General features: G+C 61.2%; 1 protein-coding gene. It reads right to left on the bottom strand.

Features of this window, described 5'->3' with window-relative positions; translation table 11 throughout:
- On the bottom strand, nt 1-235 hold a 235-nt coding region (locus B2V21_RS08810), incomplete at its 3' end, for a hemolysin III family protein (RefSeq protein ID WP_286916632.1).
- Nucleotides 236-276: the final 41 nt, after the last annotated feature.

Below are 276 nucleotides of genomic sequence, written 5' to 3'. Positions count from 1 at the left end.
AGATCGACAGGTGATCGAGCTTCTGCATGATCGCTTTGCGGCGCCCACGCACGCTGTGGTAGATCGTGGACACGCTGTAGAGCACGATCAGCGTAGCGCCGTAGATGCACACGCTGACGATCTTCCAGGGGTCACCTTCAAACGCCGCCAGAAGCAGCAGCCAGACAGCACCGACCGCCGCTAGCACGGCGCCCACCAGATGGGTCCAGGCGTTCATTCGTTCGCCATGGTACATACACAACTCCTTGCTCCCCATAGCAGCGGCGCAAGCCGCGT

Source organism: Pseudomonas sp. UBA6276 (assembly GCF_002438365.1).
GTDB classification, from domain to species: domain Bacteria; phylum Pseudomonadota; class Gammaproteobacteria; order Pseudomonadales; family Pseudomonadaceae; genus Aquipseudomonas; species Aquipseudomonas coleopterorum.
This window is presented reverse-complemented; position numbering and strand designations above follow the sequence as displayed.